Consider the following 20,415-nt stretch of genomic DNA (forward strand, 5'->3'; position numbering starts at 1 on the left):
CGCGTCACCCGCCGATCCTGACCGTGCCGGTGGCGACGACCTGGGCACCCGGGTTGGTCGGCTCGGCGCAGGTCTCCGCCCTGTCGCCGGCGCGGGCCGCGGCCTTGCCATTGATCCTGACGGTGCTGCTCCCGGCGCGCACGGTGCCGCGGTTGCTGGGCGGGTTGACGAAGGTGCCGCCCTGCGGGATGTGGGGTGGGGTGTTGATCGCCACCGACCCCATGGTCGCCGCGGCCATGCCCATGATCCGCACGTCGGTGCTCAGCTGCTGGGTGAGGAGCCCGCTGAAGGGGTGCGGCAGCGTGACGGGCGGCGCCGTGCCCGGCGGTTGGACCAAGTGGAGGTCCAACGCGGTGACGCGGTCACCCTGCTTCGCTGCCGGCGCACCCATGTCCATCACCCCTAGTTGATGTCCACGGTCGAGCCGGAGAGCGTGAGCTTGCCGCTCGCCTTGACCTCGAGGTTGCCGCCGGCGCTCAGGGTGAGGTCGCCGGACGCCTTCACCGTGACGTTGCCCGACGCCGCGACGGCGACGTCACCCCGGGAGGCGGTCACCTCGATCCGCTGGTTGGCGACGTCGAGGACGACCCGCTGGTCACCGCTCGACGTGATGATCTCGATCTTCTCGGCGCCCTTGCCGTCGTCGAAGCGGACGACGTGCCCGCTGCGGGACACGATCTGTCGCAGGTCGTTGTCCACGGCCTTCTTGTCGGGGGGAGGCGGGTCGGGCACGCTCCACAACCCGCCGAAGACGTAGGGCCGGCGAGGGTCGTCGTGCTCGAAGCCGACCACCACCTCGTCCCCGCGCTCGGGTCGGAAGAAGTTGCCGCGGTCGCGACCCGCACCGGGGGAGACGAGGCGCGCCCAGTTCGACATCTCCTGGTCGAGGTGCGGGAAGCGGACGCGGACGCGGCCCAGGCCCTCCGGGTCGTCGAGGTCGTCGACGACGGCGGCGACCAGCGTGCTGTGCGTCATCTCAGCTCCCCTTGACCTCTTCACGCCGGCAGCCGAACTGGGTGGTGTAGCCGGCGTCGCCGATCGAGTGGGTGGTGTCGGTGACGAAGTAGCGACCGGAGAAGCGTTCGCCCAGGCCACCCACGTCGATGACGCTGCCGGCGCGGAGGAGCGGAAGGCCCACCGTCGAGCCGGTGGCGGTGACCAGGCCCTTCGCGATCTGCTGGAGCGTCTCGATCGCGAGCCGCCGCGCCTCGGCCGGGCTCTCCACGACCTTGGTGGCCACGATCTCCTTGCGGTCCTCGAAGGACTTCTGCACGCCCGGGGCAACACCGGACCCCAGGCCTTGGGTGGCCAGCTCGGCGAGCGTCGCGCGGTACTCGATCTTCTCCTTCTTGATCGGGTCCCAGCCCCGCACGACCACCTCGCCGACCTGGTTGGCCGTGGTGAGGTTCGGCTGGAACTCGATGAGCGATCCGCCGTACACGAGCCGGTAGCTCGCCCGGCGGATCTGCGTCGACGGGCCGAAGTACAGCCGGCGCGGTGAGCCGGGCGGCTCCTCCACCACGAGGTCGTAGCCGTTGGCGCGGGCCCGCTCCATCAGGAACACCAGGTCGTACAGGTTGTCCTGCACCAGGTAGGCGTGCCGCGGCTCGTTCACCGGGTCGGTGCGCACGTCGACCTGCAGGCGGCTGCCGACTGCCTTGGCGATCTCGGAGTCCGTCTTGTCGGTGTAGGTGTGCGACTCCTGCTTCCCGCGGAAGCGGTGGAGCAGGTTGAGCCCGCTCACGGCGAGGGTCGGCTGCCCGCCCGAGGGGAACGCCGGCTTGAGCGAGGTGATCTCCCCGGTGATCACCTGCTCCAGGCCCGACCTTCCGCGGTAGCCCATCGAGAGCTCGATCTCCGCACCCGGGTCGAAGAGGGTGTCGTCGGAGTACTTGAAGCGGCGCAGGTCGGCGTCCCAGTTGTTGATGACCACCTCGAAGCTGTCGATCTCGGCGACGTTGTCCTTGAACGCCACCGAGATGACGTCGCGCACGACGTCCGTGGCGACGGGGCGACCCCGCAGGCGCAGCTCAAAGGCGGGGACGTAGAAGTCACCGGCGGCGGCGACGGACTGGACGAGGGTCATCGCGCCACCCGCTCGGTCGGGCGTTCGGTGGCGCGGTCCTCTACACGGGGCACGACGAGCCGTCGTCCCACCGGGGGAGCGGTCGGGTCGTCGACGTCGCGGTTGGCGTCCGCCAAGAGCCGCCACGCGGTCGGGTCGCCGTACTCGTCGCGCGCGATGGAGGCGAAGGTGTCGCCCTCCACGACGACCCGCGTGCGGGTGTGGTCGGCCGATTGGAGGTTGAGCTCGGCGAGCTGCTCCTCCAGCGTGCGGTACTCCCGCAGGGCCACGCTCAAGGTCGCCCGCAGGGGGATGCCGGCGGGCGTGAAGAGGGTGAACTTCTGGTCGACCGACTCGACGATCGCCTTGAACGAGAGGCCCTCGCCCCAGGTGACCCGGATCCGGGGCGGCGCGTGCGTCTTGGGCTGTAGGCGCACGAGCTCGAAGAAGGGGTTGGTCAGGGTGCGGACGTCGGCGGCGCCCTCGTCCATCCCGGTCTCGGTGGTGTCGAAGAAGAGCTCCAGCTTGAGCGTCTGGGTCTGTCCACGGACGAACTGGAGGACGGGGGAGTCAAGGCCCGGGATCGCGATCTCGGCGATCTGGGCGCCCTTGGTGAGGGTGTACTCCGTCGGGTTGAAGAGGACCGGCAGGTAGCGGGGCAGACCGCGCTCGCCGTCGATGGCGTCGGCGTCGAGGATCTCGACGAGGGCGTGCTCGAGGGCCATGACGTCACCCCTTCACCGGCGAGGAGGGCTGTGCGCTGCGCGCGATACAGGTGGCCTCGTGCTGGCGCCTGTCGTCGCGCTCCTTCGCGGCCAACAACCGCAGGACGGCGTTGGCGACCTGGGCGAGCTGGCGGTCGTTGAGCGGCACCTCGCCGTCGACGACGGTGACGTCGGCCGTGACGGACCCGATGTGGAGCGGCATCTCAGGTCCTCCTCTCGAGGCCGTGGTGGGCGAGCTCGACCGACTCCACGGCGACGGCCCCGTTGCCGGCGGAGAGGTCGGGCCCGGTCCACTTGACCGGCAGGGCGCGGCGGAACTCGAACTGCATCTCGGTGCGTGTGCCGGACGGGTCGTGGACCAGCACCGTGCCGCTGCGGAACCGCACGACGCCGTGGACCAGGTCGTCGTGCCAGTCCCACAGGTCGCGGTCGGCGATCCCACGCTTGAGCACCAGGTTCTGCTGGCGCGAGCGGCCCGGGAAGCGCTGGAGGTGGTCGTTCACGCCGCCCTCGGGGTAGTCGAGGAACTCCGTCTCCACGGTCAGCCCGCCGCAGTCGGAGAAGCCGCCGACCGGCAGGTCGTCGAGGCGCACCTGGAAGCGGAACGCCATGAACGGATCGACGCGGCTACCGGTCGTCGCCACGGCGGCCACCCCCTTCGCCGGAACGCTGGGTGACGTCCGGGACGTCGATGCGTACTACCACGAACTCCGCCGGTGTCGGCGGCTGGAGCCCGATCTCAACGACGAGAGAGCCACCACCGCGCGCGTCCGACGCGGCCGCGTCCTCGACCCGCACTGAGTAGGCGTCGTCGGCCGTGCGCCCCTCCAGCCCGCCCGCGCGCCACAGGTCGTCGAGGAAACGGCGGACGACGCGTTCCACGTCGTCGCGGAGGGCCCGGTCGTCGGGCTCGAAGACCAGCCAGCCGGCGTACGCCGCGAGGCTGCGCTCGACATGCGTGACGAGCCGCCGGACGTTCAGGTAGCGCCAGAGCGGGTCCTGGCTCGTGGTGCGGGCGCCCATCACGCGGATGCCACGCCCGGGCACCGCGCGGATCACGTCGACCCCGCCGTCGTTGGCGCGTCCGTGGTCCTCGTCGTCGACGGGACGACACAGCCCGACAGCGCCGGCGACGGGCTCGTTGGCGGGCGGCTTGTGCGGGCCGGCCGCGAGGTCTGCGCGGGCCACGATGCCGGCGACGTGGCCACTCGGCGGGCAGGGGAGCAGCCGGTCCGGGTGCGCGGGGTCCTGGATGCGCAGCCAGGGCCAGTGCATCGCGGCGTACGCCGATGCGAGCCCCTGCCGGCTCCAGGCCACCACCTCGTCGGCGCGGGCATCGGGGTCGGGGGGGTGCAGGAGGGCAGTACGGCGCCGCAGCTCGCAGGACGCGACCAGCTCCTCCTGCGCGAGGGCCACCGCCGTGGGTCCGTGCGAGCGGAGTCCGAGCGGGTTGTCCGGCTCGCGCAGCACGAGGTCGGGCACCACCATCTGGCTGATCTCGTCGATGTCGGCGAGCAGCGCGGCACCGAACCGCACCGGTGCGTCCTCGGTCCCGTTGCCGGAGAGGTGGCGGGGCAGCAGCCCCGCGAGCCCGTCCTCACCGCCGCTTAAGGTCACCGATGCCCGCTTCGTCGGCAGCGCCGTGTCCGGTGCGAACTCCAGGGACACGAGCCCGGAGGCGCTGGCAGCGGACGTGCTCTCGTCGCCGAAGGTGCTGGTCAGACCGTCCCGGTCGAGGTTGCGCCACAGCTCCCGGCGGCCGTCCGGGGCCGTCACGGTGACGGTGACGCGGCCGCCGCCGGCCGGCTGCACGTCCACCGCCATGCGGTCGGCCCAGGTGCCCTCGGTGCGGGCGCGGAAAACCAGGCCAGGGGCGAGCGTCCCCGAGGAGCAGGCAGCGGTGGCCCGGTCCACGGCCCGCGCTACCCAGCAGGTCGTGCCCCCGTTGGCGAAGAAGCCGTGCACGGCTGGTGCGAGCAGCATCCCGTCGACCGCCGGTCCGTACACCGCGTCGAACTCGCTCACGTTCTCCAGCCGCTTGGGGTGATCGGTGGGTCCGCGCGTGGCGAGGCCGACGAAGCCCGCCACGTCGCTGCGCAGGGAGCCGATGCCGCGGAACAGCGGGCCGACCCACTCGACCGAGACTCCCGGCGCTCGACGTACGCCGCCCGCCGGGGCGCGCCCGGTCATCCGGCCTCGCGTGAGCGGGGTCGTCGTCGGGGCGGCGGTCGGGATCATGCTTGGACGAGGCCTTCGTGGGCGATCTCGAGAGTCTCGATCGCCACGTCGTTGTTCTTGGCGTTGAACGCGGGGCCTTCCCACTTGGAGGGCCAGCCCTCCCGGAAGTTCCACTTCAACGCCGGCTGACGGGCCTCGTCGAGCAGTTGGATCGTGCCGGACTTGCGCTGGGTGCGACCGGTGATCACCAGCTTGCGCCACTCCCAGAGCTCGCGGGAGTCGGTGAAACCGCGCTTGAGGCTGATCTGCGGGTACTTGGCCTTGCCGGGAAGCTTGCGGACGGTGATGTCCTCGTCGCCGTTGCGGTACTCCACGATGTCGGTCTCGGTGCCGAGCCCGCCGCACTCGGCGAAGCCGCCGACGATCACGCCGTCGATCTCGACGATGAAGTTGAACGCTGAGTATGGGTCGTTCCGTGCCCCGGTGGCAGTCATGATGTCTCCTCTCGTTGGTGCCGCGCGTCTCGGGACCGGGTCAGGACTCGGCGTCGGCGGTCTTCTGGCTGTAGCGCAGGACCACGAACTCGGCGGGCTTCACGGGAGCCATGCCGATGTAGCAGACGAGCTGACCGGTGTCGATCTCCTGCTGCGTCATGGTCGAGCGGTCGCAGCGCACGTAGAACGCCTCCTCGGGGAGCGAACCCATGAGCGCCCCGCTGCGCCACACGCTGTCGAGGAAGTTGGAGATGCTGCGCCGGACACGGTCCCAGGTGGGCTCGCTGTTGGGCTCGAAGACCACCCACTGCACGCCCTCGTCGATCGACTCCTCGACGAAGATGAACAGCCGCCGTACGTTGACGTACTTCCACTGGGCGTCGGCCGTGAGCGTGCGCGCCCCCCAGACCCGGATGCCCCGCCGATCGGCGCGGAAGTCCCGCACGACGTTGATGCCCCGGGGGTTGAGGATGTCGTGCTGCCTCTTGTTGACGAGGTACTCCAGCGGCTTGCGGTTGCCGGGAAGGTCGCGCGCCATGATGCCCCTGACCTCGACGTTGGCGGGCGCCTTGTGCACGCCACGCTCGATGTCGGTCTTCGCGTAGATCCCGACCATGTGCCCGCCGGGCGGCACCAGGCGGGTGTCGCTGGTCCGGGAGTCGAGGACCCGCAGCCACGGGTAGTAGATCGCGGCGTACGACGACGTGACGGGGGGCAGGATGGTGTCGACGCGTTCCTGGCCCCTGTCGACCTGGAGCACGGCGAAACGGTCCTTGAGCTCCTCGCACTGCTGCACGAGCTGCGTCCGGATCTCGTCCCGGTCGGCCTGGTTGGGGAGGAGCTCGGCATTGACCTCGTCGGGCGCGCACAGCAGGGAGATCTCGTCGATCTGGCGCAGAGCCGTGAGGCCGGTGGGCGGCAGCTCGCTGCCGACCAGGGCGGCCGCTGTCATGGCGTCACCGTCCAGTCCGCCGGCCAGCGCCGTCCACGCGACCTCACCCGGCTGGCCGGGCGTGCCCGGCGCGGTCGTGACGAGCTGGGAGGCCTGCAGTGCAGTGACGACGTAGTCGCCCGAGAGCGGGTCCTTGGTCAGGTTGTCCCAGTCTTCCGATGCGTCCGGCTCGCGACGGAGGGGGTTACGAAGCTCTCGTCGGTCGAAGGGGTCGACGAGGGGCAGCGGCGGTGGCGTCGCGTAGTAGGCCACCTGGAGACGGAAACGTGTCGGGTCAGGCGTGGGCGGCGCCCCGGCCGGCAGCTGGTCGGCGGAGAGCGTGCGGGTCGCAGGGACGACCCGGACGAACAGACGGTCGTCGACGTTGCCCGGGCCGATCGCCTCCACGACGAGGTCGGCGCCGTCGGTCGTGAGGGTCAGGCTCGAGGCCGCGGCGTTGGGCCGGGTCACCCGCGCCACGAACAGCCGCTGGCCGCCGTTGTCGAAGAAGCCCTTCACCGCGAAGGGCAGGTAGGACGTGGCCGGCTCGACGGGGTCGCCGTACCAGCGCTGGAAGTCACGGAGGCTGGTGACCAGGCGGACCGTGGTCGGGCCGCGCTCCGTGAGCCCGACGAAGCCGGCTGTGCTGGTGCTCACTCCCTCGATCGGGACGGGCCCGGTGCTGATCTCCTCGGTGTAGACGCCGGGAGCGAGGTATTCAGGCATGGTGACTCCTGTGTGGATCGGGCTGGTGCGGTGACTTCGTGGACATGCGGAGCTGCTTCTCAGGTGAGCCGGAGCCGGAGGGCGGGAACGCTGGCGGTGTCGCCCCGCAGAGCCTGCACGGTCGTGGTCAGGACGAGGCCGTTCTGGGTCCAGGGGCTGGGCGCGCCCCCCGCGTCGGCCAGCAGCGTGGCGGTCTGCCACGTGGGGCCTGCCGTGAGCGTGATGCGCACCTCGACGTCCAGCACGTCGCGGGGGACTTGATCCACCACGACGGACACCCAGGGGAGGGCGTCGGGGAGCACCACGACGAAGGCACCGTCCGCCACGGTTCGGTAGCCGTAGAGCCCCTGTGCCACGGCGACCTCGGAGTCCGGGACACCGCGCGCCGCCTCGTCGAGGACCGAGCCGCGGAGCAGCGTCGGACCGGGCTCGTCCGGCCGGGTGGACAGCCCGGCGAACGGGTAGTCGATCCCCGGGAACAGGTCCACCTGCGTGTACTGCTGGGTGCCGGGGGTGAACGTCAGCTCCCGCGCCTGGAAACGGGGTGAGGACACCCGCAGTTCCACGCTGGTGGTCGACGGGGGCAGGGTGCGGACGACACGGGTCCGGGTGCCTTCCACCACGCGGTCGCGGAATACCGACAGTCCCGACAGCGTGCGCCGGGTGTCCAGCAACCAGTCGCGCGGCTCGACCCGCCCGGCCGGCGTCACCACCGCCCGTACCGCGAACCGGACCGGGCCGGGCACGGTCGCGGCCAGCCCGTCAGCGACCTGCTGCTCCCGGTAGCGGTCGCGCACGTCGAAGATGCCGGCGGGGCGGTGTTTGCTGGTCTCGCCGGGCCTGGCCATTACGGTGCTCCCACCAGCGCCGGCTCGGGGGTCCAGGAGCCGCTCACATCGACGACCCGGGCGGCCGGGTCCTCACGCACCGAGTCGAGGTGGGTGACCTTGACCTGGTAGCAGACGCTGAGCCGATAGGGCTCGCGCAGGGCTTGCCAGACCTGGGAGATCTCGTCGAGCGACCTGCGGTAGAGGGTGATGCGTAGCTCCTCGTTGACGTCCATGGACGTTGCGTCCACCACGCGGGCGGTGGCGGTGTCGTGGAAGGTCTGCATCGCCTTGCCCAGCAGCAGGTGGTCGGCCTCGCCGGATGCGGCGAACGGGGTGAGGAGGTAGAAGAGGTCGAGGGCGAGCGGCGTCATCCGCGTCCGGGCGTCGTCGAGCCGCACTGCCGGGATGTTCTTGACGTGTTCGTCCTCGCTCACGTGGTACAGCCACAGGGACAGGCGGCGGGCAGAGTCCTGCGCCGTCGCCGTCGGATTGAGGAACACGATGGCGTCCTCGGTGCCCACGAGCGGCTGCGTCACCGGGTCGGCGCTGATCGAGTTCCACAGCAGGCGGCGCAGGCCTTCGCTCGCGACGGCGAGAACCCGGAAGCTGCTCATGGCGCTGACTGTCCCGCCGGTGCCGTCACGTGCTCGTCACATGCCCGTTGCCGTGGTGCGAGCCACGGTCGATCACGCCCGCGCGACGCCGGCGCCCGGATGCTGGGCGGATGGGAACACGGCTGGACGCCACGGCACTTCCCCCGGAGGGTGCGGCAGCGCTGCGCCGCGCCTACGCGCGGGCATATGGGATCCGCGACGAGCGCGGCTACGGCCACCACGCCGGTCTCCACGGCCTGCCGCTGCCGGCGTGGTGCCCGCACCACACGCTGCTGTTCCTGCCGTGGCACCGGGCCTACCTCTACTTCTTCGAACGAGCCCTCAAGGACCTCGAGCCGGGCGCCGACCTGCCGTGGTGGGACTGGACGTCGACCACCTCCCACAGCGAGGGGCTGCCCTCCGCTTACCGGCGCACGGCGGCGCGCGTCAACACGAACCCCCTGGCGACGGGACCGGTGCCGCTGTCGGTCGCAGACCTGGAGCGCTTCCGGCGCGACCCCGTCAACCGGGGGGCCATCAGCGGCGGGGCGTTGCCGTGGACGCTGCGCGACCCCGGCGTCCCCGACGAGCTGCCGCGCGCCCAGACCCTGCGCCGCGCGTTGGCGAGCCGGTCCTTCGCCGACTTCTCGGTGCTGGTCGAGGGGATCCACGCGAGCGTGCACACCTGGGTGGGCGGCGCGATGACCCTGATCTCCGTCGCCGCGTACGACCCGCTGTTCTGGGCGCACCACGCGATGATCGACCGGCTGTGGTACCTGTGGCAGCTGCGCACCCAGGGGCTGCCACCCGCGCACCTGCTGGACCAGGCGCTGCCACCGTTCCCGATGACGGTGCGAGAGACCCTCGACATCTCACGCCTGGGCTACGACTACGCCGTCACGGTCGTGCAGTGAGGAGGACCGTCATGGACCACGACCCCAGCCACCACCCCGAGCACCACCCCGAGCACCACGACGGTCACCACGCGCACCAGCCCGGCGGCCCGCTCGTCGTGCCCGTGCGCCACGCGTTCGCCGAGCAGGGTGAGGAGTTCACCCGGGCCGACGTCGTCCTGACCGGGGTCGACCACTCAGGGTGCTCCTACGAGGTGCGGCTGTTCCTCAACAACCCCGGTGCCGACAGCAGCACCCCGCGCGACCCGTCCTCGGGCTACGCGGGCCGCTTCCACGTCTTCGGCCACGGTGGCTGCTTCGGCGACGTGGGTCACTGCGACGTGCCACCGCCGAGCCACGACCCGACGGACCTGCGCCCGCCGCATCCCCTCACCCCCCTGTGGACGTACGTGACCGTCACCTCGGCGCTGCGGCGTCTGCTGGCTGTGGGGGAGGAGCTGGCGACGCTCGCGATGGTGCCGGTCTCGCTGCCTCCGCTGCGCTCGGCCGGACGACCGGCTCCGGAGCTGTTCCGCTACGAGACCGTCGACCTGCGGACCTACTACACGCCGGCCGACGAGCCGGTGACCTGAGCCGACCGAGACAGCCGGCCACGGCATCGCGTCCACACCGCATTGCGACGCCGTCGTGACGTCCGCATCACGGGTGGAGTCCGACGATGCCGACCTCACCGAGCCACGGAGGGGTCATGGCCATCGAGCTGCGCGTCATCGGATGCTTCGGCCTCCACGTCGACGGGGTGCGCGTCGACCTCGCTCCCGTCCCGGCGCGGATCCTGGCCTACCTCGCCCTCCGCCCCGGCGCGGTGGCGCGTCCCGCCCTAGCCGCCGTGCTGTGGCGCGATGCGTCCCACGAACGCGCGCTCGGCAACCTCCGCTCGGCCCTCTGGCGTCTGCCGGCCTGTGCCCGGACCGCCGTGGCCGAATCCGGTACGACGCTCCGCCTGGCCGACGACGTGGTGTGCGACGCCGGACCGTTGCTGGGAGCGGCGGCGTCGCCGGACCTGACGGACGTGCTGACCTGGGGATGGAGCGACGAGCTCCTGGCCGGCTGGTACGACGACTGGGTGCTCGAGGCCCGCGAGGCGATCCAGGTGCGCCGCGCCGGGCTCCTCGAGGACCTCGCCGCCGCGAGCGGTCGGATGGGACGCTGCGGTGATGCACTGATGTTCGCCACCCTCGCGGTCGCGGCGCAGCCGTTGCGGGAGAGCGCCCATCGCGCCCTGCTGCGCGCGCATCTCGACGTCGGCCACCACCGAGAAGCCGTGGGTCTCTACCGCGAGCTCAGCCAGATCCTGGCCCTCGAGCTGGGGGTCGGGCCGTCGGCGGAGACCGCGGCCCTCATGGGCGTGGTCCCGGCGACGGTCGGGGTGGACGTCGCGTGAGTGTCCCGATCCGCGTCCTCGGCGACTGGCAGCTGGTGGGTCCCGACGGCGAGTCGAGAGCAGTCCGATCGGCGGTGCAGCGGCTGCTGGCGTTCCTCGCCGTCCGAGGTCGGGTGCAGCAGCGGGCGTTCGTCGCGGGCAGCCTGTGGCCGGACAGCTCGGACCGGCGCGCCAGCGCCAACCTGCGCTCCACGCTGTGGCACGCGCGGATCGAGAGTCCCGGCCTCGTCGACGGCGACGGGTCGACGTTGTGGCTGTGCGAGGGCGTGTTGACCGACTTCGACGAGGCCACCGCGGTGATCCGCGCCGTCCTGCTGGGTGAGCCGGTCGCCCCAGAACGTCTTGCGTCCCTGGCCGGCGACGTGCTCCCGGAGTGGGACGACGAATGGGTGGTCCAGGTCCGGTTCCTGCACCGCCAGCTGCGGCTGCTGGCCCTGGAGCGGGCGGGCCAGAGACGCCACGGTGACGACCACCTCGCCACGCTGACCGTGACAAGCGACGGCCGAGGGAGGACAGACCGATGACCACGTCACACGGCGGCGACCAGGGATCCCAGGGCTCGTCGCGCTACGGCCCCAGTCCGGTGGGAGGACTCGGCGAGGCCTTGCGGACGCGTCCTCAGCAGTACCAGCCCGCGCCACCGACTCCCGAGCCCTCGCCGGCCCCGGAGTACGGCGAGCACCCGCCCCCGCCCGAGCCGGGCTACCAGCCCGAGCAGCCGCCCGAGCCCGCCTACCAGCCCGACCAGCCGCCACCGCCGACCGGTTACGGGTCGGAACCGGAACCCGGCGAGAACGGCGGCTACGCGCCGGAGACGCCCGAGCCGGAGGAGCCGGAGACGCCGGAGGGCGGCTACGGCCCCGAGGACCCGCAGTACGGCGGTGGTGGCGAGACGCCCGAGCCCCCGGAGCAACCGCCCACGGGGCACCCGTGCCCGCCGTCGATGACCTGTGACACCCGCGGCATCGACGACCTCCAGTGCGAGGCGTCCGGCGTAAAGGCCGAGTCCGACGCGCTGGCCGCTGTCGCTGAGGCCCTGGCGAAGAGGCGTACGGACTTCGAGACGGCGCGTTCGGCGTACACCCAGTCCCGCGATGCCGCGAGCCAGGCCGTCAAGGACTTGAACCGCCGCGTCGACGACCTGCTCGACGACACCCGGTGTCTGCTCAACAAGGACGACGTCGCCTGTATCGACGAAGCGTTCGGCCAGGTGCTGGACTGCCTCGAGGACTGCGACGACGAAGCGGGCTGCTGCATCGACGAGGGGTGCGGCTTCGAGGGCGAGACGTGGAGCGTGGGCCAGATCGAGGACCTGCGGGCGCAGGTCGTGAAGGTCGAGAAGTGCTTCGACGAGGTCCTCGTCAAGGAGCCTGCCAACCTCACCGACAGGGTCACCAAGGTGACGGGGCTGGTCGACAAGCTGGCCGAGGACCTCAAGGCCGACCCCCGCGAGGACGCGAACCGTCTGTATGCCCGTGCCAAGCACGCCCGCTGGGTGTTGGACGCCATCTGGGGTCGCTTCGCCGATGTCAACGAGTTCCAGAACTGCCTGTGCTGCGGCCTGACGTGCTCGCTCCGCGGCCGCCAGTGGCTGGCGCTCCTCGAGGGCAAGAAGGCCTACCAGGAGTGCCAGGAGAAGTCCCGCCTGCGGCGCTGCACCTGGCTGCGCGAGAACGTCGTCGACGAGACGCTCGCGACGCAGATCCTCCTCTGCCCGCCCCGCGATCCGTGTGCTGCGGAGTCCTCTGACTAGGAGTCGCCGCGCCAACGCACTAATCAACTGCCGCGACGCACCCAACCGCCTGCGCGACTCGCTCGCCGACCGCCCGTCAGAGACCACCGCCATCACGGCGACGTATGTCCACTCCTGCATCCAAGCTCCATGAACATGAACGAGTGTCGAGAGTGGAGTCCGACCATGGATGAGACAACAGCGCTCTTGCTGGCGGCCGCAGTTGGTGCGGGGGGAGCAATCGTGGGGCAGCTGGTAACTGCCGCGCTCGGGCAGCGCGCCGCGAACAGACGGCTGGCCTGGGAGCGGCACGGTCGATTCTTAGACGTGCAGAGGGCACTGTTTGCTCAGCTGCTGAACTTGCATTGGGAGTTTCATCGGCAGTGCATGGCCAGCGGTGACACTGTGGAAGCGGACTACGACAGGAACCTCGAGTCCACTGGCACGCTCGTGAACGAGATCGCTCTCCTTGCGCCCGATCTCGCAGCCGTCGTCGGGGCGCTTGAGGCAGCGGCAGCGGAGGCCTACTCCGAGATCTCGGACAGGGGCAACGCAGGGCAGCCGCTCAATGTCAGCAACTATGCGGTCACCGAGTTGTATCGAGAGACCATTGAAGTGTGCCGCGAGGAGATGGCAAAGCACCTGAACGGACCAGACTGACCGGGCCTGCAGAGCGAAGCGAGTGGAGCTTGACCGGCGGCCGCCGGTCAGCCTCCGCGCAACGGACTTCAGCGGGGTCCCGGTGCACGCAGCACCGCCCTGAACCATCTATTCATGCAACAGCCCAGCTCGCGGCGGTTTGACGCATGCTCGCTTGCCCGCATCACGGCTGCGGCCTGCTCTTCGGCCCATTGGCTGGTGGCGAGCGCCTGAGGTGAGTTGGCTCGCAACATGCGCCGGTCACGAGCGCGAGTTCTCCAATCTCCTCGGGAGAGGGCGCGATGTGCTTGCTCAGCTTGGCTGCTGGCGCCGTACCAGTCGCCGATGACCACGTAGCAGTCGGGGCGCCACCGCTCATTCGAGGTACCCGGTCGTGCAGCATCACGAGCTCCCGACCAGGGAGGGCAAGATGCCCCAAAGCGGCGCCTCACACTTGCCACATCAGCTCGTGGCTCGCGTGGCCCTAGCGATGCCGGGAACGACGACTGTGAGGTGGATGCCCACGGGAGGTTGCGCGGGACTGAATTGGCCGAGCATTGGCGTCAATTGCATGCAACCCGCGGGCTTCAGTAAGCGCAGATGGCGAGAGATTAGTCCGGGCGGACGATGGAGGGAACGCATATGTAATCACGGGGCTTGCAAGAGTTGATTCTCGGCCGGGTGACGATCGAAGTAGCGGTTGAGTTCATCGGGGCTCGAGGACATGTGATTGAGGTGTAACCATGACCTCAAGATCGCCATCTCCGCATCCGGGCCGATGGGGAGTTCATCGTTCTCCCAGCCGAACTTGTAGACCCTCGGGGTTACTCCGGTTGGTCGCGATAAAAGCCACTGGGCGGCGACAAGCATCTCTGCGTTGATCGGGTCAATGACGCGCGGCGCAAGACTCTCACTGTCGGGCCGAAAGAAGTTGATCGGGAAACCCTCAGCCACGAGGAGCGCTTGTAGGTTGGACCCGGTGCTCACATCCCGGATACCTAGCCGTCTCCAGATGTCACCATCGGTCGGCCGTGGGAACGTGACACGCCCGGTGGCGCTTTCCTGCAATCGAGCGAACTCCACGGTGCCCGACGATGCACTCACGAGATACGCGATCGTGCAACCTCCGCGGCGCAGCGCATTCAGCTCGTCAAGGGCGAAGCAATCGGAACCAGTCGCACCGATGACTACCGTCGTGTTGGCCGCATGCGATGCCCGCACCACATCGCACACGAGGAAGCCTTCCTTCGCGGCTACCGATCGAACATGAGGGTCCTTCTCGACCACCACGACGTCGCATCGGTAAGTCCGCAGGCCTTTAGCGATCGCCCGTCCGAGGATCCCGTATCCGACAACAACTACACGCCGGTAAGGGAGAAAATCCCCGAGCGCGCCCAACGCCAGCGAAAGCTCCTCGATGATGCGGGTCGCGACGAAGACATTCTCGAACCGGATCTTCAGCATAGAACGGGCGATGGTCACGATTGGGTAGCGAAGCCCCGCGCTACGGCGGTCGGCAAGAAACGCACTAGCCAAGCCAGCTCCACGCCTGGTCTGCTCTACGGCGGCTATCGGCGCCGAAACGGTTGCGCCACGCCCGACCCGATCAAGCATCACGGAGTAGTGCCTACCGCCGTCCTCAAGTACGAGGGTCGACGACCACTCCTTGCCGATCAAGCCGATTGCAAGTTCCAAACGCGCGGTCACAACATCCCTCATCGATGCGTTGCGATCCGGTGGTCTGGCCTCTGCGATGACTTGATATGCGAGGTCCTTCGGCGGTTCTCGAACCGAGCCGTACATCACCGGAACGTAGATAATCGTCGCACCCAGTTCGCGCAGTATCTCGTTCAGTGTCAGCACATCTTCGAGCAGATGGTTCACATGTAGGATCGTTACGCCCGAAAATACTGCCTTCGACTTCCCGTCGACGACGTGCCGCGTCACGGGTAGGTCGTACCTGGTTCCCGCCATCGGGCCTTCACCCCTTGCGATCGCTTCGGCTTGATCTCGGATCTATCCAGTTGCAACTCGCACGGCGTAGTCAGCTGAGGTCATCAGGAAGAACACGAATGTGGCGCCCATCAAGATGTATCCGCGATTGATCCAGCGATATTTTGCTCGGATGAAGCATGCGAAGACATGCGAGTCGTTGACAATGGCCCGCGTTGCGAACGGGGTATCGACACTCACCATGCGGTCAACAAACGCTCGATTGCTGAGCCCTGAGATCGGGTAGAAATGCATCACCACCTCTGGGCGTACGGTTTCGGGAATATCAGGATCCACGGCGTGCATCCGGTAAAGTCCAGCTAAGCGATCAGCACGCAGACCGCGGTTAGCCAGAGCGAGCACGGCACAGATGATCGAGGATGCCAGGCACGCAGCCATAGCTCCGAGAAGCAGCCAAGTCTCGAACGCGAACTCTGACAGTGAGTCGTAGAGCGTGTTGACTCCTCTGAGGACGAGGCTGCTGAGAAACGCGACGAAAATGCCGTTGACCGTTAGGATGAGTTGGGCCTTCGCTTCGGCAGATTGGTACCAGTTGCTTAGATCCGCTCTCACTATGAGTGCGAAGGACAACGCGGGGTCATCTGCGTCGGCCATCGCCATGACTCCTTGATCCCGTGTGCAACCAGTCGTAGAGGGTTCCTTGGGCCTACCGAACATGGAATCACCACCAGTCAGCGGGGCCGCTTCGAGACGCGGCGTTCGGGAACGGACGCCCCTGCGCGGGCGTCTCGTCGCCGGTTGCCGACCTCTAGTCTCTGCCGCTCCGGCGATGAGGGCAAGGGCCAGAATGCGCGGCTAAAGCATCTCATTCCATCGGGCGAGGCATGAATTTCTCGGCCGCTTCGGCGAATGCGGTCGTGACCGCGGCCTGGATCTGCGTGAAGGGTAGCTACAAGTCGCCTCGTTTGGAGGGCGGCACCATTCAGGCTGCTGGATCCTGCCGATAAGGCGGCTGATCGTTGATGACCCGCACGAGGGCGGCGGCAGCGCCGCCCTGCTCGGGAGTGCTTGAGCGCGTCCACCGCGACGGCGGCCGTGGTGACCTTGCCGGAATCGTCTCGGGTCAACTCGTATGTGAGAGATTCGCATCCGCAACAGCCTCCCCCAGCAAGGAGGCGTCGACAGGGATCCAGCACGGATCCTCGTTCGCAGGACTGGTTGAGGCGGGGCCGGATGTTGGCGCGCCTATCTGGGCGGGTCGACGCAACTCTTGGCGGGGAGTGACGTCTATCGGTGTCCCCGAGTGGGCCGCATCTTTGCCGGCGCATGACGCCTTTTGAGGTGTCACCCAGCGTCGCGAGCGTGCCGCACCTATTCACCAAGTATTCGGTCAGAAGGCCCCCCGTTGAGGCATGCCAGGGCAAGGGCTGACTCAGCCCGGGGCGGTGTTTCCGCAGGTCAGGGCAGGTTCGCGCAAATCGGGACAACTCATTGGAGCCCCTGTCGATGGCCAAGGGGTCGCAGGTTCAAATCCTGTCAGCCCGACCGAGAAGGCCGGCTCTGACCAGCGGAAACGCTGAGTCAGGGCCGGTTCGTCATGTGAATGGCCGAGTTCCAGACCTACATCGGCATGGTCCTGGCGGTCCTGCCGCGCCCACGGGGGCCGCGCGAGACGGCAGGTAGGTACGACGACCGGCGGACGTACCGCCCGGGTCCGGCTGGCTACATCGAGTGCCGGTCGCTCGCGAGTCGATCGCGACGTTCCTCCTCGCGCTTGGAGTAGGCGGCGGCGCGGATCGCCTCATCGGTCTCCAGGCCGGATCCGAGACCGCCCCCGACGGTGGCCGCCGAGGCAACGAACCAGGCCAGGACCAACAGGTCGGGGTATCCGACCCCTGCTTATAGGTACCCGCCCATGAGATCGGGGTCCAGGACGAACAACGCCCACGCCAGGTTCACGATGTAGAGCGCGACGTAGCAGATCAGCACGCCGGCCGTCAGGGTCACCACGGTCGAGGCGTTGTAGAGCCTGGACCTCTCTCGAGCCCGGAGGGACTCGTCGTCAGGTCGGTCCCACAGCTCGCCGTCGATCACGAGCCAGCCCACGACAAGGGCGATCGAGGCGATCGTGGCCACCACGAGGCGCCACCACGACAGCGAGTCCGCCAGCAGCCAGACGGTCGAGTTGACGGTGGCCACGGCACCGGTTGCCAGGGCCGCCACGAGCGCGGACTTCAGGCCGGGGACGAGCAGCCACGGACGGTTTGCGAGCACCATGCCCAGGAGCAGGCGCCACCAGCCACGCTGGTGCGGCAGGACCACGCGTTGTTCGCCGTCCGGGGTGCTGGGCTCCGACATCGCACTGAGCAGTGAGCGCAGCGCTCGACGGGACCGGGCTTGCACACGGATCCCGCCCAGAGCGGGCAGCGAAAGCACCGCGGTCCGTTGCGCCCGGTCCGTCTGGACCAGCAGGTGTCGGCCCTCGTCGTCATGGAGTGGTAGTTCGGTCAGGCCGACGACCAGGTCCCAGTCCTGCTCGTGTGCCCGCTCCTGAAGCCGACCCACGGCCTTCTCAACGTCCTCGGACCCGGTGGTGAAGGGCTCGCTCACGATGGTGATGTCCCACGTACCACCCCCGTGGGGCGGACTCAGGTCGGACATCCGTCGTGCGATCGCGGTGGGCGCGGCTGGATCTGCCACGAGACCGACCCGAATCTTCGTCATAGGACATCAGACCTCATACGTCGACCTTCCACCATCGGTGAGCCCGACGTGCTAGCCGGTGTGCGAACTCCAGGAGCAGGTACCCGCCGGCGGTCCAGCGCAGGTTGTCAGGCTGCAACGACACCCGCACCGACTTCCGCTTCACCGCGGCGTGCCTGTCCGCAGGGGGATCCGGTGCAGCCTGCGCTCGCCCCGAGCTGCCACGACCAGTGCTGCACCGTCGGGGGTGACCTCGATGCCCGCGACGGGCCGGTGCGTCGAGGCGATCGACCGGCTTTCCGGCACTCGCGCTCGACCTCGTGGCCGAGCGGGTCGCCAGTGCATGACGATGCCGAGTTCGAGGCCGAGGCGCTTGCTGCGAAACGCCACGTGGGTGTTTCGCAGGGCGTAGGGCATTTTCGACCACTGATGACGACCGATCGAGACCCCAGATTGGTTCCGCTTCAGTAGGTCGACGACGTACGACAGTCGCGGCCGGTCGACGCAACTTCTCGGTGGGGGAGTGACGTCTATGGGGTGTCCCCGAGTCGGCCGCACCTGCTCCCGGTGCGCCACCGGACGTACCCGGCCAAGGTGCCGACGAGCGTGCCGCACAGAGCCGAAGGTCACCTCGAAGCATGGTCGGAACCCGGGACCAAGGGCCCTGCTGTGCAGCGCGACCGCGCGCCTAGCCTCGACGTACGAGGAGGAAGAGATGCCCACCATCAAGCGCGCAGCCGAGGAGTTCCTGGCCACGAGACGGATCGCCGTGACCGGTGTCTCCCGCAACGGCGGCAACCACGGCGGCAACTTCGTCTACCAACGGCTGCGTGAGCGCGGCTACGCCGTCTTCGCCGTCAATCCCCACGCGGACACCGTCGAGGGCGACACGTGTTACCCGGACCTGACGTCCATCCCCGGCGGGGTGGAGGCCGTCGTGATCGGCACGCGGCCATCCATCGCCGAGCAGACGATGCGCGAATGCGTCGACCTCGGCATCACGCGCGTGTGGATGCACCGCTCCTTCGGAGGCGGGAGTGTCTCTGACGTCGCGACCGAGTACGGCCGGACCCACGGCGTCACCGTGATCGACGGTGGCTGCCCTTTGATGTTCCCGCCCACGTCCGACCCCGGCCACCGGGTCATGCGAGCGGTCGGGATGCTCACGGGGCAGGTCCCGAGACGTGTAGGAGCCTGAGGACCCGCTCGGGTCATCTCGAGGGCGCCAGTGCGGTGAGCTCCGCGAGCTCTGTCTGGATCCCGGCGACCAGCGCCTGCGGGTCCGGCACCGTGGCCGCATCGACCTTGAAGCCGACGTGGACCCTGCCGGCGTAGCCCACGATGGAGGTCGACAGGCTCTGATCGGCCGACATCGGCGCCCACGCCCACAGTCGCGTGATGGGCAGGCCGGCCAGGTGCAGCGGCTGGTCCGGGCCACGCACGCTCGTGGTCACGCCGGTGGCCTTGCGGGCGAAGAAGTCAGTGGCGAAGACCCGCAGCCGCGGGTGCATCAAGCCCATTCCCTCCAGCATGCCGTAGGTCAGCCATGCCTCGGGTGAGGCCTTGATGGCGCGCATCCGCGCTGCCGTCTCGTTGAGCCGTCCGAGCGCGTTGTCGATCCCGACGGGCAGGTCGAGCAGCACCAGCGCGAACTGGTTGCCGAGGTCCTCGGCCCGCAGCGCCGCAGAGCCGCGCAGGTCCACCGGGACCATCGTCGGCAGGTCGTCCACCATGGGATCGGTGCCGTGGGCGAGCAGCCACCGGCGCAGCGCGCCGGCCAGCGCGGACATGACGATGTCGGTGACGGTCGCCCCGGTCGCGTGGCGCAGCCCGGCCAGGTCGGCCACGTCGATCGACGGAGTCCACACGGCGCGCTTGCTGTGGTGCGGCGGCAGCGAGAGCGGCGAAGCCGGCCGGCGCGCGAGGAGCAGGTGCTCCGCGACCATGGGGGTCCTCAGCAGCCGGCCGGTCCCGGGGAGGGCGCGGATCGCCGACCGCGCCACGCGCAAGAGCCCCGGTCCACCGCTGTCGGGCTCGCCGTCCGTTGCCTCGGTCGGCTCCTCGTCCGCGAGGGCGAGGACGACCCGGAAGAGAGCGGTGCCGTCCGCCAGCGCGTGGTGGAGCCGGGTGTAGATCACCGTGCCGCCGGTGTACCCCTGGATGAGGTGGACCTCCCACGGCGGGTGCTGCCGGTCGAGGGCGCGGGAGAGGCGGGACGCCACGTGGTCCTCCAGTGCCGCGTCGTCACCCGGTGCCGGTAGCCGGACCTCCTGGACGTGGCGGTCGAGGTCGAAGTCGGGGTCGTCCTGCCACCACTGGCCCGGCCACGGCAGCCAGGCGTGCCCGGCGCGTTGGCGGAAGCGGGGGAACCGGTCCAGCACGCGCTCGCGAAGGAGCCGGACGTAGGTGTCGCGGTCGAGCTCGCCGCCAACGACCATCAGCCCCTCCACCACCATGAGGTTGTCCGGTTGGTCCATCGCCAGCCAGACGTCGTCGACGGGTCGCACCACGTGCCGTCCACCGCTCATGTCCTCATCGTCTCTGGCGC

General features: G+C 69.2%; 22 protein-coding genes. 7 read left to right on the plus strand and 15 right to left on the minus strand.

What is annotated here, in order from left to right:
* Positions 1-4: 4 nt before the first annotated feature.
* The 11 genes from NYO98_RS06605 to NYO98_RS06655 are packed head-to-tail and all read right to left on the minus strand — an operon-like array spanning position 5 to position 8,563.
* Positions 5-391 (minus strand): PAAR domain-containing protein, encoded by a 387-nt coding sequence (locus NYO98_RS06605; RefSeq protein WP_268110761.1) that lies wholly within the window; start codon positions 389-391, stop codon positions 5-7.
* An 11-nt stretch (positions 392-402) separates the two neighbouring features.
* The gene (locus NYO98_RS06610; RefSeq protein WP_268110762.1) at positions 403-975 is read right to left on the minus strand and encodes a phage baseplate assembly protein V; all 573 of its coding nucleotides are present in this window, start codon (positions 973-975) and stop codon (positions 403-405) included.
* Position 976: 1 nt separating this feature from the next.
* Positions 977-2,086: a phage late control D family protein gene (locus tag NYO98_RS06615; RefSeq protein ID WP_268110763.1), complete on the minus strand. Its 1,110-nt coding sequence runs from the start codon at positions 2,084-2,086 to the stop codon at positions 977-979.
* Positions 2,083-2,790, minus strand: coding sequence for a CIS tube protein (locus NYO98_RS06620; RefSeq protein WP_268110764.1), 708 nt, complete (start codon positions 2,788-2,790; stop codon positions 2,083-2,085). Before NYO98_RS06620 ends, NYO98_RS06615 begins: the two co-directional genes overlap by 4 nt.
* Before the next feature lie 4 nt (positions 2,791-2,794).
* Positions 2,795-2,992 (minus strand): hypothetical protein, encoded by a 198-nt coding sequence (locus NYO98_RS06625; protein WP_268110765.1) that lies wholly within the window; start codon positions 2,990-2,992, stop codon positions 2,795-2,797.
* Between the two features lies 1 nt (position 2,993).
* Positions 2,994-3,434 (minus strand): phage tail protein, encoded by a 441-nt coding sequence (locus NYO98_RS06630; RefSeq protein WP_268110766.1) that lies wholly within the window; start codon positions 3,432-3,434, stop codon positions 2,994-2,996.
* Positions 3,418-5,028: a phage tail sheath family protein gene (locus NYO98_RS06635; protein ID WP_268110767.1), complete on the minus strand. Its 1,611-nt coding sequence runs from the start codon at positions 5,026-5,028 to the stop codon at positions 3,418-3,420. Before NYO98_RS06635 ends, NYO98_RS06630 begins: the two co-directional genes overlap by 17 nt.
* Positions 5,025-5,462 carry a phage tail protein gene (locus tag NYO98_RS06640; RefSeq protein WP_268110768.1) on the minus strand — a complete coding sequence of 146 codons (438 nt, stop codon included), beginning with the start codon at positions 5,460-5,462 and terminating at the stop codon, positions 5,025-5,027. The genes NYO98_RS06635 and NYO98_RS06640 overlap by 4 nt, the downstream gene beginning before the upstream one ends.
* 40 nt (positions 5,463-5,502) lie before the next feature.
* Positions 5,503-7,119 (minus strand): phage tail sheath family protein, encoded by a 1,617-nt coding sequence (locus NYO98_RS06645; protein ID WP_268110770.1) that lies wholly within the window; start codon positions 7,117-7,119, stop codon positions 5,503-5,505.
* Positions 7,120-7,178: 59 nt separating this feature from the next.
* Entirely contained in the window at positions 7,179-7,967 is a 789-nt protein-coding gene (locus tag NYO98_RS06650) for a hypothetical protein (RefSeq protein WP_268110771.1), read from the minus strand.
* Positions 7,967-8,563, minus strand: coding sequence for a DUF4255 domain-containing protein (locus NYO98_RS06655; protein WP_268110772.1), 597 nt, complete (start codon positions 8,561-8,563; stop codon positions 7,967-7,969). Before NYO98_RS06655 ends, NYO98_RS06650 begins: the two co-directional genes overlap by 1 nt.
* Before the next feature lie 110 nt (positions 8,564-8,673).
* Here NYO98_RS06655 and NYO98_RS06660 point away from each other — a divergent pair, with 110 nt between their 5' ends.
* From NYO98_RS06660 to NYO98_RS06685, 6 genes are all read left to right on the plus strand, one after another.
* Complete coding sequence (locus tag NYO98_RS06660) at positions 8,674-9,456, plus strand: tyrosinase family protein (RefSeq protein ID WP_268110773.1); 783 nt, start codon at positions 8,674-8,676, stop codon at positions 9,454-9,456.
* Positions 9,457-9,467: 11 nt separating this feature from the next.
* Positions 9,468-10,028 carry a hypothetical protein gene (locus tag NYO98_RS06665; RefSeq protein WP_268110774.1) on the plus strand — a complete coding sequence of 187 codons (561 nt, stop codon included), beginning with the start codon at positions 9,468-9,470 and terminating at the stop codon, positions 10,026-10,028.
* An 86-nt stretch (positions 10,029-10,114) separates the two neighbouring features.
* Positions 10,115-10,840 carry an AfsR/SARP family transcriptional regulator gene (locus NYO98_RS06670; RefSeq protein WP_268110775.1) on the plus strand — a complete coding sequence of 242 codons (726 nt, stop codon included), beginning with the start codon at positions 10,115-10,117 and terminating at the stop codon, positions 10,838-10,840.
* Positions 10,837-11,364, plus strand: a complete 528-nt coding sequence (locus tag NYO98_RS06675) for an AfsR/SARP family transcriptional regulator (RefSeq protein WP_268110776.1) — start codon at positions 10,837-10,839, stop codon at positions 11,362-11,364. The genes NYO98_RS06670 and NYO98_RS06675 overlap by 4 nt, the downstream gene beginning before the upstream one ends.
* Positions 11,361-12,593, plus strand: coding sequence for a hypothetical protein (locus NYO98_RS06680; protein ID WP_268110777.1), 1,233 nt, complete (start codon positions 11,361-11,363; stop codon positions 12,591-12,593). Before NYO98_RS06675 ends, NYO98_RS06680 begins: the two co-directional genes overlap by 4 nt.
* 129 nt (positions 12,594-12,722) lie before the next feature.
* Positions 12,723-13,232, plus strand: coding sequence for a hypothetical protein (locus NYO98_RS06685; RefSeq protein WP_268110778.1), 510 nt, complete (start codon positions 12,723-12,725; stop codon positions 13,230-13,232).
* Between the two features lie 627 nt (positions 13,233-13,859).
* Here the strand turns inward: NYO98_RS06685 and NYO98_RS06690 are convergent.
* The 3 genes from NYO98_RS06690 to NYO98_RS06700 form a co-directional block, all read right to left on the minus strand.
* Complete coding sequence (locus NYO98_RS06690) at positions 13,860-15,158, minus strand: NAD-binding protein (RefSeq protein ID WP_268110779.1); 1,299 nt, start codon at positions 15,156-15,158, stop codon at positions 13,860-13,862.
* A 69-nt stretch (positions 15,159-15,227) separates the two neighbouring features.
* Entirely contained in the window at positions 15,228-15,818 is a 591-nt protein-coding gene (locus NYO98_RS06695) for a hypothetical protein (protein WP_268110780.1), read from the minus strand.
* A 1,245-nt stretch (positions 15,819-17,063) separates the two neighbouring features.
* Positions 17,064-17,774, minus strand: coding sequence for a hypothetical protein (locus NYO98_RS06700; protein WP_268110781.1), 711 nt, complete (start codon positions 17,772-17,774; stop codon positions 17,064-17,066).
* Positions 17,775-18,582: 808 nt separating this feature from the next.
* Here NYO98_RS06700 and NYO98_RS06705 point away from each other — a divergent pair.
* Complete coding sequence (locus NYO98_RS06705) at positions 18,583-19,065, plus strand: CoA-binding protein (RefSeq protein ID WP_268110782.1); 483 nt, start codon at positions 18,583-18,585, stop codon at positions 19,063-19,065.
* 13 nt (positions 19,066-19,078) lie between these two features.
* Here NYO98_RS06705 and NYO98_RS06710 read toward each other — a convergent pair whose 3' ends face one another.
* Positions 19,079-20,395 carry a wax ester/triacylglycerol synthase family O-acyltransferase gene (locus NYO98_RS06710; protein WP_268110783.1) on the minus strand — a complete coding sequence of 439 codons (1,317 nt, stop codon included), beginning with the start codon at positions 20,393-20,395 and terminating at the stop codon, positions 19,079-19,081.
* Positions 20,396-20,415: the final 20 nt, after the last annotated feature.

This window comes from Nocardioides pini (assembly GCF_026712185.1).
GTDB lineage: Bacteria > Actinomycetota > Actinomycetes > Propionibacteriales > Nocardioidaceae > Nocardioides > Nocardioides pini.

What these genes read in the sequence shown, in the direction of transcription:
- NYO98_RS06610 (WP_268110762.1), bottom strand. Translation starts at nt 975, where the DNA reads ATGACGCACAGCACGCTGGTCGCCGCCGTCGTCGACGACCTCGACGAC.
- NYO98_RS06665 (WP_268110774.1), top strand. Translation starts at nt 9,468, where the DNA reads ATGGACCACGACCCCAGCCACCACCCCGAGCACCACCCCGAGCACCAC.
- NYO98_RS06640 (WP_268110768.1), bottom strand. Translation starts at nt 5,462, where the DNA reads ATGACTGCCACCGGGGCACGGAACGACCCATACTCAGCGTTCAACTTC.
- NYO98_RS06705 (WP_268110782.1), top strand. Translation starts at nt 18,583, where the DNA reads ATGCCCACCATCAAGCGCGCAGCCGAGGAGTTCCTGGCCACGAGACGG.
- NYO98_RS06605 (WP_268110761.1), bottom strand. Translation starts at nt 391, where the DNA reads ATGGGTGCGCCGGCAGCGAAGCAGGGTGACCGCGTCACCGCGTTGGAC.
- NYO98_RS06680 (WP_268110777.1), top strand. Translation starts at nt 11,361, where the DNA reads ATGACCACGTCACACGGCGGCGACCAGGGATCCCAGGGCTCGTCGCGC.
- NYO98_RS06620 (WP_268110764.1), bottom strand. Translation starts at nt 2,790, where the DNA reads ATGGCCCTCGAGCACGCCCTCGTCGAGATCCTCGACGCCGACGCCATC.
- NYO98_RS06710 (WP_268110783.1), bottom strand. Translation starts at nt 20,395, where the DNA reads ATGAGCGGTGGACGGCACGTGGTGCGACCCGTCGACGACGTCTGGCTG.
- NYO98_RS06625 (WP_268110765.1), bottom strand. Translation starts at nt 2,992, where the DNA reads ATGCCGCTCCACATCGGGTCCGTCACGGCCGACGTCACCGTCGTCGAC.
- NYO98_RS06615 (WP_268110763.1), bottom strand. Translation starts at nt 2,086, where the DNA reads ATGACCCTCGTCCAGTCCGTCGCCGCCGCCGGTGACTTCTACGTCCCC.
- NYO98_RS06685 (WP_268110778.1), top strand. Translation starts at nt 12,723, where the DNA reads ATGAACATGAACGAGTGTCGAGAGTGGAGTCCGACCATGGATGAGACA.
- NYO98_RS06650 (WP_268110771.1), bottom strand. Translation starts at nt 7,967, where the DNA reads ATGGCCAGGCCCGGCGAGACCAGCAAACACCGCCCCGCCGGCATCTTC.
- NYO98_RS06670 (WP_268110775.1), top strand. Translation starts at nt 10,115, where the DNA reads ATGCCGACCTCACCGAGCCACGGAGGGGTCATGGCCATCGAGCTGCGC.
- NYO98_RS06655 (WP_268110772.1), bottom strand. Translation starts at nt 8,563, where the DNA reads ATGAGCAGCTTCCGGGTTCTCGCCGTCGCGAGCGAAGGCCTGCGCCGC.
- NYO98_RS06660 (WP_268110773.1), top strand. Translation starts at nt 8,674, where the DNA reads ATGGGAACACGGCTGGACGCCACGGCACTTCCCCCGGAGGGTGCGGCA.
- NYO98_RS06645 (WP_268110770.1), bottom strand. Translation starts at nt 7,119, where the DNA reads ATGCCTGAATACCTCGCTCCCGGCGTCTACACCGAGGAGATCAGCACC.
- NYO98_RS06635 (WP_268110767.1), bottom strand. Translation starts at nt 5,028, where the DNA reads ATGATCCCGACCGCCGCCCCGACGACGACCCCGCTCACGCGAGGCCGG.
- NYO98_RS06695 (WP_268110780.1), bottom strand. Translation starts at nt 15,818, where the DNA reads ATGGCCGACGCAGATGACCCCGCGTTGTCCTTCGCACTCATAGTGAGA.